The organism is Flavitalea sp., assembly GCF_035489435.1.
In the GTDB taxonomy this organism is placed as follows: Bacteria; Bacteroidota; Bacteroidia; order Chitinophagales; family Chitinophagaceae; genus DATHKG01.
Genome location: NZ_DATHKG010000165.1, coordinates 146,538 through 165,818 on the forward strand (window position 1 = coordinate 146,538; position 19,281 = coordinate 165,818).

10 protein-coding genes are annotated in these 19,281 nt (G+C 41.4%); 7 read left to right on the top strand and 3 right to left on the bottom strand.

The genetic code is table 11. The features are described from left to right. The first annotated feature begins 196 nt into the window (after nucleotides 1–196). The 7 genes from VK664_RS26335 to VK664_RS26365 all read left to right on the top strand — a co-directional run bounded on the left by VK664_RS26335 (nucleotide 197) and on the right by VK664_RS26365 (nucleotide 11,001). On the top strand, nucleotides 197–2,626 hold the full coding sequence (locus tag VK664_RS26335; RefSeq protein ID WP_461401708.1) for a hypothetical protein: 2,430 nt from the start codon (nucleotides 197–199) through the stop codon (nucleotides 2,624–2,626). A 137-nt stretch (nucleotides 2,627–2,763) separates the two neighbouring features. Then, nucleotides 2,764–3,573, top strand: a complete 810-nt coding sequence (locus tag VK664_RS26340) for a hypothetical protein (RefSeq protein ID WP_461401709.1) — start codon at nucleotides 2,764–2,766, stop codon at nucleotides 3,571–3,573. Then, a complete protein-coding gene (locus VK664_RS26345) occupies nucleotides 3,537–4,304 on the top strand; it encodes a hypothetical protein (protein ID WP_461401710.1) in 768 nt (255 codons plus the stop codon). The genes VK664_RS26340 and VK664_RS26345 overlap by 37 nt, the downstream gene beginning before the upstream one ends. Nucleotides 4,305–4,415: 111 nt before the next feature. Beyond that, nucleotides 4,416–5,600 carry a hypothetical protein gene (locus VK664_RS26350; RefSeq protein WP_461401711.1) on the top strand — a complete coding sequence of 395 codons (1,185 nt, stop codon included), beginning with the start codon at nucleotides 4,416–4,418 and terminating at the stop codon, nucleotides 5,598–5,600. A gap of 352 nt (nucleotides 5,601–5,952) precedes the next feature. Continuing rightward, the gene (locus tag VK664_RS26355) at nucleotides 5,953–6,855 is read left to right on the top strand and encodes a DUF6443 domain-containing protein (RefSeq protein WP_461401712.1); all 903 of its coding nucleotides are present in this window, start codon (nucleotides 5,953–5,955) and stop codon (nucleotides 6,853–6,855) included. A 23-nt stretch (nucleotides 6,856–6,878) separates the two neighbouring features. Further along, nucleotides 6,879–10,532, top strand: a complete 3,654-nt coding sequence (locus VK664_RS26360) for an RHS repeat-associated core domain-containing protein (protein ID WP_461401713.1) — start codon at nucleotides 6,879–6,881, stop codon at nucleotides 10,530–10,532. Next, nucleotides 10,525–11,001, top strand: a complete 477-nt coding sequence (locus tag VK664_RS26365) for a hypothetical protein (protein WP_461401714.1) — start codon at nucleotides 10,525–10,527, stop codon at nucleotides 10,999–11,001. The genes VK664_RS26360 and VK664_RS26365 overlap by 8 nt, the downstream gene beginning before the upstream one ends. 373 nt (nucleotides 11,002–11,374) lie before the next feature. On the opposite strand, the gene VK664_RS26370 is transcribed toward VK664_RS26365, so the two are convergent. The 3 genes from VK664_RS26370 to VK664_RS26380 all read right to left on the bottom strand — a co-directional run bounded on the left by VK664_RS26370 (nucleotide 11,375) and on the right by VK664_RS26380 (nucleotide 18,935). Continuing rightward, complete coding sequence (locus tag VK664_RS26370; protein ID WP_461401715.1) at nucleotides 11,375–13,825, bottom strand: alkaline phosphatase family protein; 2,451 nt, start codon at nucleotides 13,823–13,825, stop codon at nucleotides 11,375–11,377. A gap of 59 nt (nucleotides 13,826–13,884) precedes the next feature. After that, on the bottom strand, nucleotides 13,885–15,642 hold the full coding sequence (locus VK664_RS26375) for a RagB/SusD family nutrient uptake outer membrane protein (protein ID WP_461401716.1): 1,758 nt from the start codon (nucleotides 15,640–15,642) through the stop codon (nucleotides 13,885–13,887). Nucleotides 15,643–15,713: 71 nt separating this feature from the next. Next, complete coding sequence (locus tag VK664_RS26380) at nucleotides 15,714–18,935, bottom strand: SusC/RagA family TonB-linked outer membrane protein (protein WP_461401717.1); 3,222 nt, start codon at nucleotides 18,933–18,935, stop codon at nucleotides 15,714–15,716. Nucleotides 18,936–19,281: the final 346 nt, after the last annotated feature.

Here is a 19,281-nt window from a genome sequence, read left to right on the forward strand (position 1 = left end):
TGGTTGCGGTTACAATGTTTTAGCATCTTCGTCGGTTTCGGTACTTGGGAATGGAATTAATCAGTCTATCAATTATTCACAGGTTACAGAGACGCAGGATCCTACAGGGGAAAACGGCAGAACAGTTTATAAATATCTCAACGAAGGTGAGTTTGGAATTACCGGGTTTTTGATTGAACAGGTTGCACAAAAAAAAATGGGTCAAGCATTTGTCGATGTGCAGCGTACTAAAAATATCTATACTATCAAGTACAATCCTGATTGCAAATTCAACCCTTCCAGTTGTGAAGTAAATCAATACCTAATTCCAAATTGTAAGATTAACATAGTTCGACCTGAAATAACTATCATTGATGGAAATGGGGTGGGGTTTAACTCTATTTACACAGCGCTAATGAGCGTTGATATGTATTATACGGACATTGTTCCAATCTATCTCGATAGAAAAGAAGAGTATACATACGACCAGGTCAGTGGTGCGGCAATACTTCAAAACACCGATTATATATATGGGAATGTCAACCACATGATGCCCACAAGGATTGAGACAGTCAATAGTAGCAATAAATCCATTTCCAAAAAAATGAAATATCCGCAGGACCTGGCAGCACCGAACGGTAGCACACCTAACATCTACAATGAGATGGTTAGCAAAAATATGCTTGACTATGTAGTTAACACTAAAGTGAATAATGTGACCGACAATAAGATACTGTCGGAAGTAACAACAGATTATCAAAAATGGAATGGTCTAACCATACAGCCGGCCCTGGTATCCTCATCTGTTTTTAATAATGCCTTAGCTACAGATATCTCATTCAAGGAATATGACAGTAAAGGGAATATTACGAAGTACTTAACTAAAGATGGTATTTATAAATCTTACATATGGGGTTACAATAAATCCCATCCAATAGCAGAAATGATTAGCTCATCGAACATGGTAGCTCTGTATACTAGCTTTGAGCAAGAGGAAGTCGGTGGCTGGAGTCCCGCCTTAGGTTCATCAATCCTCAACAACAATACTGGGGTGACAGGCACAGCGAGCTTTTCAGGAACGTTGACAAAGACATTTCTTCAAACTGGTGATTATGTTGTCACTATGTGGAGCCGGCCTTCGGGGTCAGTTGTTGTGAACGGAAATGCAGGGCAGTTGATCACTAATACCTCATTTAACGGATGGAAACTATATAAGTGGACCCTCTTAAATATAACCTCTATTACGATTATCGCCGACGAAATTGATGAAGTCAGAGCTTATCCGATTGATGCAAGAATGACAACATACACATTTGATCCATTATTAGGTATGACGAGCCAATGTGATGCCAACAACGTTATCACTTTCTTCGAGTACGATGGTTTTTCAAGACTTAGAGCAATTCGGGATAGTAAGAAAAATATAGTGAAGCTGTATGAATACAGTTATTCTGTCCCAGTACCGGGAAGTAGTTGTGGAGACAACTGTACTGTGCTGGCAATGTTAACCTTCAATGGAACCAATACTATTGGCTATCCACTGGGAGTTTTCAACGTCAATGGTAAATTGCTCGGTAATGCAGTAGATCAAATTGACTTTAAAAACAAATGGAATAACGACGCCGCGAATCAAGCGATCGGAACACTTGAGGCCGGATCTGATCCTTTGTACTTTAATTTAACTGTAAATACTGGAGCAACAATTCCTAAAGGAGTAACTGGGTGTCGATATTATCAGTTTGATCTTCCATATACAAGTATTGATGGAATAAGAAGATTAAATGCAGTATACATTGACTTTGGGGATGGAACCGGAATGCCGCTTGGGAAATCAGAAACTGATAATACAGGGGTTATTCTAGCTCCAAATACTATTGAACACAATGTCGGGTCTCCTTATTATTATTTTACCCATAATTACGCTAATGATTCTTTAAAAACACTTACTTTTTACCACAACGAAGAGGAGTCGCCAGCACTTGACAATGTTTTTGTGCCAGCCACCAGTCTTATGCTCTTAAGGAACTTTAAAGGTACTTATCCACAAAACGCCGTGATTATTGGTGGTTCAAGCTATCAGCAACCGAGCGCGCAAACGGTGGCCAATATTGTAAACTGGAACTCAATTAGCAATATCAAAGTAGTAAGTTTTCACAATGGGGACTCTCAAAATCCATCTTTGAATTTAGATTACTCCCAGGATTTCATGGCAAACAATAGGGGTTTGGAGAGGATTCACACCGCCCATTATGGTCCAGACAGGACGGGCTATCGCGACCTTACGTTCAAGATCAGCAGATTAAAGACCGACTGGAACACTTATTTCAGTCAATTGACAGAATTAAGAATCAAAGATGAACACTGGGACAGAGAGGATTTGTCTGCACTTAAACATTTAAACCTGGTCTATTGGTTTGCGAGCAGGCAAAACTACCAGGATGGTCCCGGTAATCCCTTCATTCCTATTCCATCACTAGCACTCGATAATTTTTTGGGCCAGATTTCAACAGGCGCTGGGCAAACTGTTACAAATGGGCTTATCAGAATAGTAAGTGGTGGAACCACTAGGACAAATGCAAGCGATATTGCCGTCAATCATTTAAAGTCTAAAGGCTGGACAATAACTATAGATGGGGTGGCCCAATAAATTATAAACTACAACGCTTCAAAATTCAAATAATAATCACAAAAGTTGGAGTTCACAGAAAATTTCAATTCTTAGAATTCAATAAATCCTAACCCAATAAGCAAGTCAACAGTCTTGTGTCATATTCAAATTATTTTATGAAAATGAAAGCTTTTTTAATGGCAGTGATTTTTGCCACATCTGGTACTGTCACCATAGGCCAGGACAATATATTTCCAACACCAACAGGCAATGTTGGTGTTGGTATTTCACCAGCTCAGAAAAAGTTCCACGTGGTGGGCACTAGCATGTTCGACGGAACCACAATAATTAAAGGAACAAATCAACTGCGTTTTTATTCAGATGTCGATGGCCCGTATTTAACAGAGAAATGGGGTATTCGCGCTTATCCTTCTTATAACAGCCAGGCATTCATGGTATTACAGCAGCCCCTGTTTATTGGGTACGAAACAGATGGAACCAATATAGATTCTTATGATGGATCATTGATGTTGAGCAATCGTCTTGGAATCGGGACAAAAACGCCGACCCGTAAAGTGACGATTAACAGCTTGAATTCATCAACGCTTGTAGATATAGGTTTTTTTCAGGGAGGAGTCGAGAAGGGATTGTTCGGTATAGCCGGTGCAACCAATGATTTTTTTGCAGGAACTGTTGCGGGAGATATGTCCATTAAGTCAACAACAGGTCCGCTACATTTAGGAGCAAACAGTGCTGCACCAGCCGCAACGTTTCTAGGCAACGGTAACTTAGGTATTGGTTTGTTAGCACCTACCCGTAAACTGGCAATTAACAGCTTGAATTCATCTACGCAAGTAGATTTAGGCTTTTTTCAAGGTGGAGTCGAGAAGGGGCTGTTCGGTGTATCGGCGCAAGCAACGATTTTTTTGCAGGAACTGTTGCGGGAGATATGTCCATCAAATCAACAACTGGTCCGCTTCATTTAGGCGCAAACAGTGCCGCGCCGGCTGCAACGTTTCTCGGTAACGGGAACTTAGGTATTGGTGTGTTAACACCATCTGCAAAATTTCACACTAACGGTACATTGAGGTTTCAGGGTTTGGCAAATAACAACACACTGGATCAAATCCTTGTCACCGATGCCAATGGGAATGTTTCTTATAGGAGCGTATCAACTATAGGTGGCTCGAGCAGTGCCAGTTGGAGCTTCGGTGGCAGTACAGTAGCGGCCTTGAAAACATTCGGCACTGTAGATAACTACGATCTCCCGGTTATCACTAATAATATAGAAAGAATGAGAATTTCAAGCACTGGTGCCGTTTTAATCGGTACCAATGCACGACCTACCGGTTCTCCAACCACTGGAGCAATGCTTGCGATCAAGGGACATATCTATGCGGAAAAGCTAAAGGTCACATTAACTACTGGCTGGGCAGACTATGTATTCGATGAAGAATACAAACTTAGACCGTTAACAGAAGTCGAAAGTTTTGTTAAACAGCATCATCATTTACCTGAAGTGCCATCAGCTGTGGAGGTTGAGAAGAATGGTATCGATGTTGGAGATAACCAAACCATATTGTTGAAAAAAATCGAAGAGTTGACATTGTATTTAATTGAACAAAATAAAAAATTGATAGATCAGAATAAAACTTTAGAGAATCAGCAAAAGCAAATTGACGATTTGAAAAAAGAGCTTGTCCGTGGGAATCTTTGATAAATATTAACCTGGTACATATTACGTTCAGCAAATTGTTCAGCTGATGTCAGGAACAATGAACGAAGTCGGTTGTTTGCAGTGTGTTCTCTTTATTACTAAACCCTACTGATGCTAAAATATAAGACGTTTTTGTTTACATTCTTAAGCTGCATGCTGTTGAGTTTGCAGTCATTGGATGTTGCAGCGCAGGAACCGGAGGCAACAGGATCTGGCATCTTCGCATTCCCGGGTCGCTTCCTGGCTAAGCTAGAATCTAAAGCTACAAAGCTGGAGTCCAAAGTGGTTAGCGAAACACAGAAAAGTCTTGATCGCCTAAAACGGCAGGAACAGAAGCTGAAGAAACGACTAATGAAAAAAGACAGTGTTGCAGCGAGGGAATTGTTTGCTGATAGTGAAAGACAATACGACGAATTGATTTCAAAAATGCAGACTGGTAATTTTCCGGCCATTGAGGGAAAAAAATATGATGCACACCTGGATACACTTGCTACATCTTTAAAGTTTTTAGATAATAATAACATCAAAGGCAAGGTTAAAGAAAACAGCCAGTTAATAACAAGTGCCCGTGACAAGTTAAAAGGCGTTGATAATAAACTGGATTATACGCAGTACGTCAAAGATTATGTAAAGCAACGGCAAAACTTATTAAAAGAGCAGTGTCAGCGATTTGGCTTAATGAAATCGCTATCTAAATACAATAAACAGGCATATTATTATTCTCAACAAATCAGTGAGTATAAGGCTATCCTTAAACAACCAGATTTGCTGGAACGGAAGGTTATCGGTGAATTGCAAAAGCTTCCCGTGTTCCAGGACTTCATGCAGAAAAACTCACAGTTTGCTGCCTTGTTCCCTATGCCTTCAGCCAGCGGAGCAGCTGCCATTAATGGTTTCCAAACACGCGATCAGGTAAACCAAATCATTCAGTCACAGGCCGGTTTGTCGGGGACTGGAGCCACTGCCGCACTACAACAGAAATTGCAGGGCGCAGAAGCTGCAATGGGATCCATTCAGGACAAACTCCAAAATAAATTATCAAATGGCGGGTCTGACTTGCCGGACTTCAAACCAAATGAACAGAAAACAAAATCGCTTTTGAAGCGGTTAGAACTCGGCACTAATCTTCAAACGGTCAGATCAAATGCTTTTTTCCCATCAACCACCGATGTTGGATTATCACTAGGTTATAAGCTTACCGAAGCCGGGACCGTGGGTATCGGGGGAAGTTATAAAATGGGATGGGGGAAAGACATAAAACATATGAAAATTAGCCATGAAGGAATTGGACTATGAAGCTTTCTTGACTGGAAGCTCAAGGGAAGTTTTTACGTGAGTGGTGGATACGAACAGAATTATCGCAGCAGCTTTAAGGCGTTGAGCGATTTACATGGTATCTCACAATGGCAACAAAGTGGTTTGATTGGCATCAGTAAAATCGTATCACTTAAAACAAAGCTGTTCAAAAAGACCAAAGCTCAGTTGCTATGGGATTTTTTGAGTTATCGTCAATTGCCGCGGGAACAACCGATCAAATTTCGGTTAGGATATAATTTTTAGTTAGTGTCGAATCATTTATAGAATCCTGGGATATCAGGATAACATAAAGCAACAAAAATATTTAAGAGCCGAACCGTAAACCTATACCATGCTTAAGTTTGAAAAAAGAGGCTTGTGGCTTATCGCAACAATTCTACAGTTAACGGGTGGATCGTTATTAGCACAGCAAGCGAATAAGCCTATTAGCTCCACTGTGCCTGCTGCTACCGTAACTATACCAAATCAGGCTTCTTATACACAGCCAGTGTTAAATTATGTTCGCGTTTGGGAGGCCCGAGGCGCATACGCTACACCAGAAGCGCTTATTAGTGCTGGCTACCAACATGCCCAGCAGACTACGGAGTATGTGGATGGTCTTGGACGACCATTACAAACCGTCTCGCGTCAATCCTCGCCAATGGCAAAGGATGTTGTGTCGCCTGTAGTTTATGACAACTTTGGGCGGGAAATTTATAAGTATCTGCCTTATGTTCAAACTACAGGAAATGGTGATGGTTCTTTCAAACTAAGCCCATTTAGTGAGCAAGCTTCCTTCTATCAGTCCAGCACATACAATCCTGGTCTGACAAATGAACAAACGTTTTTTAGCAAAACTAATTATGAAGCTTCACCATTGAACAGGATCATCAAGAGCATGGCTCCAGGTAACAGCTGGGCCGGAAGAGATAAAGGAACAGGAATTGAATACCTGATTAATATCGCAAATGATGATGTGAAAATTTGGACCATCGGCAATACTGAACTCACATACAGCAATGATGATGGCACCAATATTCCAGTTGCAGGGACAGCTTACGGAAACGGGCAACTCTATAAAAATGTAACAAAGGACGAGAATGACCACGCTGTTGTCGAATACAAAGACAAAGAAGGCCAGGTGATCCTTAAGAAAGTACAGATCGGCAATGGTATCCCATCCGACTATAGCGGCTATGCAGGGTTCGCTGCGCTTATTATATTTATGATGATCTTAATAGGCTTAGAGTTGTAGTTCCTCCAAAGGCCGTTGAAACAATGGTCTCTGGTGTATGGACGCTGAGCCAGCCGGTTGTTAAGGAACTGTGTTTCCGTTATGAATACGACGCCCGCGAACGCATGATCGCAAAGAAGGTGCCTGGGTCAGATTGGGTTTACATGGTCTATGATAAAAGAGATAGACTTGTTTTTACGCAAGATGCAAACCAGCGGTCTACTAATAAATGGTTGACGACGCTGTATGATGGATTGAATCGTCCTGTTACAACGGGTATGATAACGTACATGGGCAAATGCAATGAGTTGCAGGCAATAGTAGATGTACAAACCGGAACAGGTACTGCCGGTGGTATTATAGCCAATGGTACGGCTCTAATTAACCCGGAATATGCTACTCGGGAACCGGGCAAAAATCCGTATAAGGCGAAAGAATCCATAACTTTTTTGTCAGGCTTTGAAAGTGAATCCGGCGCTGATTTTACAGCCGAGATTGATCCAAACTTAACAGGGAGCACGGAAAATATAGAAATCCTGGATAACCCGTTACCACCCAACCACAACTTCATTGCACTTACCATTACCTACTATGATAGCTATGGAGACTGGGTCGGAAACAAGACATACTCCACTGCTGATAATAGCAAGCTTAGCGCTGGAGCAAACCTGCATGGTGAACCGGTTCCTGCAACAACTTCACAGATGACTACCGGTTTGGTAACGGGCACAAAGGTGCGGGTGCTGGAAAACCCCAACGATCTTTCTGCAGGTGGATGGCTGACTACCGTAAGTTATTACGACGAAGAAGGTCGCACCATCCAGGTGCAGAGTGATAACTATAAGGGTGGTAAAGATGTCGCAACAAATTTGTATGACTTTACGGGAAAAGTATTAAGTACCTATCTCAGTCACCAGAACCCAACTTCTGAAATCGCTGCAACGCGGGTTAAAACAAACATGGTCTATGATTTTGGGGGAAGGCTGCTGGAAATTAATAAAACGATTAACGATAACAACAGCACCTTAGTAACGATTGCCAAAAACGAATATGACGAGCTTGGCCAATTAAAGAAAAAGGAACTTGGCCAGCAAAAAAATGGTGCAAACTATACCAATACCCCCATTGAAACATTGAATCATAGTTACAATATCCGTGGATGGTTGCGTGGCATTAATAAAGATTATGTCACTGGCTCCTCTACTAACAACTGGTTTGGGATGGAACTGAGCTATGATCATGGCTTTGATTTGAACCAGACTAACGGAAACATTGCAGGGGCAAAGTGGCGTTCGAAAGGAGATGGCCAGCAACGCGCCTACGGTTATACCTATGATCGTGCTAACCGGATACTTGGGGCGGACTTTAGCCAGGGAACTGGTAATACCTATTCAGACAACCCCACGATCAGGTTTGATATGGTGATGGGTGACGGCACCAATGGTTCTTCAACCGCAGGCGGTTCAGGGGGTACAAATTACAATCCGGCCGGCAATACTTACGATGCCAATGGCAATATCATGAACATGAAGCATTGGGGAATGAAGGGTCTTAACGCCAGTGAAGAAATTGACAATCTTACCTATCAATATTACAACAATGGAAACAGTAATAAACTGAAAAGTGTATCGGAATCGAGTCCCGGTCCTGATCACAAGCTTGGAGATTTCACCGATAAGAACACGGGCGATGACTATGGATATGATAAGAACGGGAACTTAATCACAGACTTGAACAAAAAGATGGGTATTACGGCTGGTGTTGATTTAACTTCCGGTGGCGCCATCCAGTACAATTATTTGAATTTGCCAAGTGTAATCTCGGTGAAAGATGATTCGGGTAACCCGAAGGGAACCATCACATATATTTATGATGCGGCTGGTAATAAACTTGAAAAACGGGTACATGAACTTCCGCTGGCGTCCAATAATAACAAAACCCGCGATATTGCAACAACTTATTTGGGCGGATTTAATTATGAATCCAAGTCCATTAGTCCCGCTGATCCGGCAACTCCTAATTATGACAATAAACTTCAATTTTTTGGCCAGGAAGAGGGTAGGGTACGAGTGGATAAGCCGGCTTCACAGGCCATCTTCCACTACGACTACTTTGTAAAAGATCATCTTGGCAATGTGCGAATGGTGTTGACCGATGAACAGCAAACAAATAGTACGATTGCTTCCATGGAGCTTGCTCCGCGTACGGAAGAAGAAAAGATATTTAGCAATATCACAAGTACAGCTGTTCTATCTTCGACTGTGCCTGGTGGTTATCCCACAGACACGACGACCAATCCCAACAACTACTTATCGAAACTTAATGGAAGTGGAAATAAGATAGGCCCCAGTGTTGTGCTCAAAGTGATGACGGGTGACAAGTTGAACATCGCAGTGAAGTCGTTTTACCGAGGCCAGGGTGCGGCGCAACCGCCTGCCAATATCATCGCAAACGTTTTAACTTCACTAGCTACTGGAATCGTGGGTAGTATTGGTGAAACCAAGGGGACGCTGGCTGCATTAAGTAATCCTTCCGGAAGTCCATTAGCAGGTCCATTAACCACATTTACTCAAAACGATACAACTCCAACAAACAGACCGAAGGCAAAGCTGAATTACGTCTTCCTGGATGATCAGTTTAATGTGCTTCCTAATAGCAGCTCCATCCTGGTTGGTTCGGCAGATGTACTCAATAATCTGGCTGCAAGTAATTTGGTTGCTGCAAAGAATGGTTTTGTATATATTTACGTCAGTAATGAAACCCCTTTGTGGGATGTGTTCTTTGATAATTTACAGGTAAGTCATACCAAGAGTCCGTTGCTTGAGGAAACGCATTATTATCCGTTTGGACTCACAATGCCTGGGATATCGTCGAAGGCAGTCGGTAAACTAGAAAACAAACGTAAGTTTAATGCAGGTTCAGACCTGCAATCAAAAGAGTTCTCCGATGGTTCGGGGCTTGAGTGGTATGATGTAAATGCACGTTATTATGATCCACAAATTGGTAGGTTTATGCAAGTGGATCCTAAGCCTGAGGAAGCGGATCAAGAAGCTTGGGTGCCATATCAATATTCATTAGATAATCCAATTTCAATCAATGATCCTGACGGTGAAATTTGGAACTGGGTAGTCGGAGCAGTGGTTGGTGCTGTAGTTGACTACGGCACTCAAGTTGCCTCAAACTTGATACAAGGAAAGTCAATCACCCAGTCCCTAACAGAGGTGGATGGTAAGTCCATACTGTCTGCGGCGGCGGTTGGGGCAGTCACGTCAGGTGCATCAGCTTTTATCAAAGGAGGCGCTAAGGCGACGGTAGTCATTGGTGTAAAAGCACGAGAGATTACAAAAGCTCAAAAAGCAGCTATGACCATTGGCAACTCCGTCAATAAAGCTGTCGAGAGAGCAAAAACTAGTCGTGAAGCGCGGCGGGAAGTTATGAGAGAACAAAAGATTCCCACAAGTCAACCGTTAATACCCGATAAAGCAACAAACTCAAAAGATAAGGTGTTTATGACAAGAGATAAAAAACAAACTGTACAAGATGCAAAAAGTGATAGGGGTCATGAAGGGCAACCACATTGGGAGGCTGGACCGACCAAGCAGGATCCGAGCAAGCCTGATGGACTAAATCGAAGTGGAGAAAAAAATAATAAGCCTCAAATGGCAAAACCAAAATCAAAAGCTTTTTATAATGAATAGATTAGATTATTTAAAACGAAAACAAAAAGGAAAATTTGAAATTCTAAAATTTAAAAAGTTGCTCGGGAGTTTATTTTTGGAAGACTTTGAATGTCTAGACTTAGTCGCCTCAGATGAAATCCTGAGTTATTTAAAGACAGCCTTTTTAGGTTTCAAGATTAAAAACGAAATTGTTAATGGCCAAAAAACAACTTTTGTTGATTCAGATTTGTTAAGAGAGATTTACCTTACAATTCAAGAGGATTCAACGAGCTACATTTTTAATGAGAATTTTGAAAATTGCGGGCTGTTTTTGGTTGGAGCGAAATCTGCTCTAGAACAGGCTTTTAATATCGCAAAAGAAGATGAAGGAAATACATGTTTTATCTTGGATCAAAAATTTTCATATTATTTCCGAATAAATTACAATGATCGGGATCATATAGAAAATCCTAACAGTTACGATATACAACTAACTTATAAAAAATAAATAAGAGACATAATTCTTCATCCAATTTTGTCAGTGAGTCATTCGGTGAGTCGTTAAATTGTCTTCTTGCAAATAATTGATTTGCAAATATATACAGGGTAAATTCGAATCTTGTCTTCCCGACAAGAATAGCTTATGAAATTCAGGCGACGTTCTGTAAAGCCAGTTGACTTATTGAAAAATACTTCGATCCTATCTTCCGGGAAAGCCGATTTTGAAGTTGTGCCTAAAGGGTGGAATTTTTGTGACTGAGGCCTAAGGTGAAGGACAAGGCAATTAATAATGGTTTCATCGATTGTTAATTTTTGTTGAAGGTTATTGTTAATCAAAATTCATGTTTTATGAATTTGTTCATTACAACATAAAATTTCTCTTACCTGTCCTCTTTATGATTTCTCTTTAAAAATGCTCCACGCACAGGCGATGGTGCTGGCTGACCTTTGATCCCCTGCCATAATATTTCATTCAGAATGAGGTCCGGCACCTTGTCTTCTTCCGACCAATCATATTTTTCTGATAGTTTCGCCATTGCATTGCCCTGGGAAGCTGCTGGGTTAATTGCATTCAAATCAATATTAGCCGGCAGATGCGTAAACGGGGTCAGTGTTGGCTGGCTGGTAAAACAATTCCACATAGGCATTGCAGCAGCATCATACTGAGTCATCGGTGGTAAACCAAGAATAAGTTCCATGGTTCTTAACATCCCGGATGTGGTATACATCGTATGATCTACGTAACTTCTCTTTACATGCGGACCTACAACATATGCCGGGCTTCTATGCGCATCCACATGATCAGGGCCATTCTGTGCGTCATCCTCAAGGATAAATACTACCGATTCGTTCCAAACGGGGCTTTTGCTTAAATGGTCAATCAACATACCGACTGCAAGATCATTGTCTGCCACATGTGCAAAGGGGGTGGGTCTGCCTGCGCGCATACCTTCGGTATGATCATTACCCAGTCGGATCGAAGAAAATTGTGGTAAAGCATTTTTTGCGACCAATGAATCAAAATCTTTTTTCCATTGATTTACCGTTATTGTATCTCTTACTTTCAAACCATAAGGTGTGAAAACCGCAGCATGCCCTTTTAATACTTCCAGTCTTGGTTTCTCGCCAAAATCGTCAGCAACAAACTCTCCATAAGACCTGTAGGTTACATTGTGCCTGGCACAGAGATCCCAGATAAAACCGTCTTTGTTATTACCTATCTTCAAAGTCGCTGAAGTTCCATGAGTGCCCCCCTTAGCACCATAAGATGCTGGCCAGTTTTTTTCGACATAGTCATTTGCATAAGCACCCATCGACCAATTATGGCCGTCGGCACTAACTTCAGCATCTACAAAAAAATTGTCGAGCAATACAAAATCTTTTACCAGTTTATGCTGGTTGGGAGTTACATTTTCGCCAAACAATAACAAGCTGGTATCACCATTCCCTCCTTTTACATCACTAAGTACCTGGTCGTAGGTGCGATTTTCCTTGATAATATAAAACACATATTTTATCGGTGATTTATCACCAACTTTCATGGGTATTGGATTGCCGGCTTCACCATCTGCCAGCAATTCTTTTGATTTTGAATATGGTGAATTCTTGTACACGGCCCCGGAATAAACTGCAAGTTGATTTGTGGTTGGCTCATCTATAATGCTCAAAGTACCACGGAACAAGGATCCGATGTATTGCACTGCAGCTGGTTTTGTACTATCGCCTGCATGGCTCAAAACAACTTGCTTTCTATTTACCGGATTCGGGCCTTGTGGATTTGCAAATGAACTAAGTCCCTTTCCGTTGGTAACATAAATTTTCTTGCCAATCACTTTCACATTCGTTGGATACCAGCCAACAGGAATAAAACCCTTTGATTTACTTTTTGAAGTGACTGTAACATCAAAAACGGCGAGGCAGTTATTGTCTGCATTGGCGATGTACAAGGTTTTTTCATCTTCACTCAGTGCCAGGCCATTACTGGTCGAACCACTTGGTGATGCAGGAAACAGCGCCCCATTTAGTGTTTCAACTACTTTTTTTGTTTTGGTGTTTATCACTGATACGGAGTTGTCCTGGGAATTTGCTACATATAAAAACTGCCCATTTTTTGTCAGCAACATTTCATTCGGGTGATCCCCAACAGCTATATCACTGGAAATTTTTTGTGCAGCGATATCATAGATGAGTATCTTCTTATCACCCCACAAACTGATATACAGGAGTTTTTTGTCAGTTGAAAGTTTGCAGGTATATCCTTCTGCACCCAATTGAACCTTGTTGAGCATTGCTTTTGTATTCAGATCAAAAACAAAAAGGCTTTTTGCTTCTTTGGTAACAACGAATAATTTATTGTGGACCGACTCATCTATATCAAGCCCGGCGGTGCCAATTTGCTCAGGCCAGGGCTTGCCGAGCACAAAAGAATCAACCAGCTTCATCTTGCTGTTAATGATCTTATATCGGTTTACCTGGTTGTCATGGCCCCCCGATGCGTAGATGAACTGATCATTTTTACTGAAAGTTAATCCATACCAGGCTTTAGCAATAACAATACTGTCGATCCTGACGCCCTTAACTACATCAATCAATTCAATGGTATGTGTGCTCTGGCCATTGTTGGTAACTGCCATGTATTTCCTGTTATTACTTACTACCAGGTTAAGCGGCAGATCACCCAGGGGTATGTTTTTGCCGACTGGGGTTATTGACCAACCATTAGGCAACATGATTCGCTTATCATTTAATGCCGAGGCACTTTGTCCAGTCAATATACCGCTTTGTGAAATCACAATGAGCGAAAGAAAGATTGCTTTAAGATTGATTCTCATGAATTCATTTTTGGATTTGTACATATCTTCGAATATATGTGTCATTATAATACTTCAAACTATTGCCAGCCGGGATTTTGCGTTAAAGTGGGATTCAGAACCATATCTGCATTTGAGATCGGATGATAATACTTTTTGTCTTCAAATCTTCTTGCCTCATCATCTCTCCAGGTTACAAATCCTTTGTTGCCTTCCGAAAGTTTTGCTGAACCAGTCAATGTATAGTATATGACTCCCGGAATTTTTACCGCGGGCGCTACATCAACAAATGCAACATCCGGCGTGCCGTTTCCATCAAGATCCATCGGCAGGTTCTTCGAAGGTACATAGATTCCCTTCCATTGCATTTCTAATAAATTTCCTTTTTTCCAGCGCAACAGATCAGCATAACGTAGTCCTTCATAAACCAGTTCAATACCTCTTTCACGTCTTACTTCCAACAAATATTTATCAGAAATATCAGGAAAATAAACTGTTTGAAGATATGTATCTGCCGTTGCTGGTTCGGTAGCACTGATACCTGCCCTGGTTCTAAGCGCACCTATTGTTTCGGTCCAGGTCCCTGCGTTCATTTGATTCAATTCTGCTTTTGCTTCTGCATAGTTTAATAATACTTCTGCATAGCGTAGCATTGAAATGGAATTGTTTGATTCGCCTACACCGTCGAGACGTTTGTCATCCAGGCTAAACTTATGAATATGGTACCCGGTAAATGTGTAACCAAAATTTGGTGGCGCTGCACTGCCATCACTTCTTTTGTAGCCTAAAGAACGGACCGTTTGACCGAGGCGGTTATCACGGTTTTTCATTTCGTTTACAAACACCATCGTATCATAACCTGTAATATCCGTAAAGCGCTTTCCATCAGTCATTAGATAAGTGTTGATGAACTGTTTATTTAGCCCCCACCTGGAACCATAAGTAGCGCTGTTAAATTTCCAGGTTACTTCATGCCATCTTCTTAGTGCATTGTTGAAGACAAGTGACCACATTACCTCATCTGTCACCGGGTTTTCACTTATAAAAAGATTGCGGTAATCTTTTGTCGGAGCACCGGTACTGTACAATTTATATTTTTTTGCATCCATCACTTTCTTCGCTGCATCTGCTGCTTCGGTGAGCCATTTTGTAGCAGTGCCGGTAAGTTTTAATTCTGTGTGATACTTTCGGAATGTTCCTTCAAATAAACATACCCGTGACTTGAATGCAAGTGCAACCTGCCTCGTGACAGTGCTTGATGTCACATCTTTCGTATCATATATATTTGTTGCTGCAAAATTAAGATCAGCCAATACTGAATCCATAACCATGGCTCTTGGATCCCTGTTCTTATACAAAGCTGAGTCATCGGTTGCAAGAGTGGTGCTATACCATGGCACGTCTCCATAGGTCTGTACCTTGTCATAGTAAAAGTATGCCCGGAAGAAACGGGCAATACCAGCATAATGATTTCTTACATCCTGAGGTATAGCCGGGTTATTATATTGCTCAAGAAAGTAATTGATGTTCCGGAGATTTGTCCAGTTCCAGGATCCTTCGTTGATTGAACTATAGGTGCCCGCAATAAATGTCGGTGATTGATTTTTTGAAGTATAGTCGCCCATTTCATCGTCCTGCACAATGGTAAGTCCCGCAGGAAGTTGCAGCTGGTAAAATGAGTTAACATACAAATCAAGATCCTTTTCGGTATTGAAAAATTCGGATGGTACCAGTTTATCAAAAGGAGTCTTTTCTAAAAAGTTTTTATTGCATGATGTTATCGTAGCTGCTACCATGACGAGTGTCACTAGTAACAATATTGTTTGCTTATGTTTCATATAATTGATTTGTATTGAGATTTCATAATGCCGGCTATTATTCATTACTCTTGTCGTTGTATTGCTGGTTATCAGAAGCCGATGTTCAGGCCTACAGTCACCGATTTCAGCATGGGATATGCGTAGCCCTGTCCACTGCCGTTGGCCAGGTCACCAATCGGGTTTTCCATTACCTCAGGATCAAAGTTGTCGGTATGCTTGTATAAACCTGAGAAGGTAAACAGGTTTTGGCCGGTGATGTAAACAGATGCCTTTACAAGTGAAATCTTCTGTAATAATCTTGCAGGTAAAGAGTAATCAATTGTCAGGCTTTTGAGTCGCAGGTAACTTACATCCTGCAGATACCTGGTTTGCGGCGCACCCAAAGATCTGTTGGCGCCTAATGCAGTATAACCCCTGTATCTGGGAAAATAAGAATTTGGATTTTCTTCAGACCAGAGATCGTCCATCATTTTCTGTGGCTGATAACCATAAGGGCGGTTATATGGACCATAGAACAATCCTGCTTCCGGAGTGAAATACCAGTCTCTTTTGCCTATTCCCTGGAAGAAAGCTGAAATTCCGATGCCATTCCAATTAACCGAAGCATTGAAGCCATACTGATAGCGGGGTGATGTGTTGCCTATGATTGATCTGTCGCCTGGTTCTGTGAGTGTGTTTTTTCCGGCATTAATTACATTGTCCCCATTCAAATCTGCGAATTTTAGGTCTCCGGGTAACCAGATATTAGTGTTCGAATTGATAAGAAATTGCTGATTGGCATGTTTATTTATTTCATCCAATGAAGTAAATAAACCGAGTGTAGTATAACCCCAGATTTCACCAACTGTCTGCCCGACATAATAAGTTGAAAGCAGATTTGGTGGATTATTGAATTTGGTTATAACAGATTTACTGTCCCAGAGTGACCCCGAAAAGCTATATTCAAGTGGCTTGCCGAGGAACTTGAAATTGTCTCTGTAACTTAAAGTAAGTTCCCAGCCTTTTGTGGTAAGATCAGCAAAATTGCCGGATGGAACAGCTGCCCCAAATACAGCAGGCAAAGGTTGACCAAGGGTAAACATGTCTGTTGTTTTCCGGTCATACCAGTCAAATGTGACGTTGAGTTTCCTGTTTAACAAACTGATATCTATTCCAAAATCAAGTGTGTTTGAACGTTCCCAGGTAAGTCCGTCAGGAATTACACCTGGCAGGGAAGTATAGTTTTTTTGAACACCACCGAGTATCACACTGGTTTTACTGATTCCCATTTGCTCCAGGAACCGGTAAGGATTGATGTTTCCATTACCCAGAGAACCATATGAAGCGCGGATTTTCAAATCATCCAGCCAGGACCGGGTTGGTTCCATGAACTTTTCCTGCGTAACTCTCCAGCCTGCGGAAACCGAAGGGAAGAAACCATAGCGCTGATCGGCCGGGAATTTTGAAGAACCATCATACCGGCCATTGAACTCAAGCAGGTACTTGTCATTGAACGCATAATTTAGACGATAAAATGCACCCAGATATGACCATTCGGTACCACCACCGGTTATGGCATAATTTAATCCATCTGTCAGGTTGAAATCCGGCATTGATGATATAAGAATGCCATCTCTCTGTGCATCTAAATTAAGTCCGGTGAAAGACTCGATATTGGTTCCAATCAACGCTTTTACATTGTGCTTTCCAAAATCTTTTGTAGCATCCGCCGTAAAGTTGGAACTGATGTATTTTTCATTATATGTAAGCTCACGAAGAAGGCTGCGGCCAAATCTTGCCGTGAGATCGGGGGCGTTACTGAAGTTAATAAAATCATTCACCCTTGTTTCACTTTCAAACTGTCTTGCATAGGTGAAATCAGCTTTTAGTGTCAGTAGATTTTGAATAGGTTTTGCGGTTAAGCTGAATGTGTTCCTGAGATAGGTGTTTTGTTTGTTTGATTCATTATAGCCCTCCTTATAAGATGCGAGGCCAATATAAGCGGCAGAATGAGTATAGGTTCCATCCGGGTTGTTTACAACGGCCATTGGATAGCCCTGGTGTTCAAAGTTCCTCCAGACGTTGCCGTCGCCATCGGCAAGCATTGGATATTTATAGGTGTAATTGGTAATATCAAGATTGTTTTGAAAAGTTAACCAGGAGGTGATTTTAATATCTCCTTTAGCGCGGATATTGTATTTATTAAACCTGTCTGGATTGTCATTGAATATACCATCCTGAAAATAATATCGTCCGGAGACATAGTAATTCACTTTGTCTGTTCCGCCTGAAATACTTAGCGATTGTTCCATTGAAGGAATGTTTTTCGCGTGCACCAGCGCATCCCAGTTGGTGTTGCCGAAGTATTCATATCTTCCTTTTGCAGCGTTGTATTCTACCTGGGGTAGGGATGGATCTTCATTGTGGGCTTTCAGGGCATCCAGGTATTCCAGCGAAAAAGGGTATATATTATTAACAGAGATCGGATGCGAATTATAATCGTACCAGGCATTAAATGCTTCATCAAAATTTTTGCCCCATTCATAACCGTTAGTGACCAGCTTTGGTACAACGGTGCGCTGGTTTATTGAATAGCTGCCGCTATAATCGACACGTATCTTGCCTTTTTTTGCACTCTTTGTTGTTATCAGAACAACGCCGAATGCGGCCCGGGATCCATAAACTGCGGCTGAAGAAGCATCTTTCAAAACAGAAACGCTTTCAACATCGTTTGGATTAACCAGGTTTGGATCGCCTTCAATACCATCGATTAATACCAGTGCACTACCGCCACTTCCTATTGAAGTGATTCCGCGAATATTGTAAGTGGCGCCACGTGTGGGACTTCCATCTACCATTTTAAGGTTAAGATTCGGAAGTGCACCCTGTAACATCCTGGTCAGGTTCGGGGCAGGCCGGTTTTCCAGTACTTCCGCCGTTACCTGTGAAACCGCGCCTGTAAGATTCAATTTTTTCTGGGTACCATATCCAACAACAACCACTTCATTCATGTTTGTGTTGGAGGAGCTAAGCATCACAACAATTGTTTCCTCTTTGCCAGACTTTACCTTCACCGCTTGTTTCAATGAAGTGTAATTAATGTGACTAATTGCCAGGACATAGTTTCCTGGTTCTATGGAAATAGTGAATTTTCCCGCGGTATCTGTAATAGAGAACTTATTGGCACCTTCAACTACAACGTTGGCGCCAGCAACAGGTAGTCCGTTTTCATCTTGAACGATCCCTTCAACAATGCCTTCAGCAATATAATAAGCAGGCGCGTCATCGTCTTTGGCAAAAGCTGGTTCAGATTGCATCAGGTTTATTGCCATCGTTAGGATTAGGCATAGAAATCTTGCATTCCTTTTTAAGAGGGATGTTCGGTTCATAACAGTAACTTATGTTTTAGATTAGATTTGAGTTAAGCAATGTTTCCCGGAAAACTTTCGCAATGTATTAACATTAAGCAGACTTGAACTACGATTGAGAAGAACAAATTGTTAAGTCTAAGCGTTTAGCCATCAACATTTAATAATTATGTTTTATGGTATTTTAACATGTGCATTTCGTTTCACAGGTCACTGTGAGTTCAACTCAAACGAAAACATCCCAATTCATCTGACAGGAAAAACGTTCTGTACGGGTTGCCTGTTATTATCATGATTACGGGTCATAGCT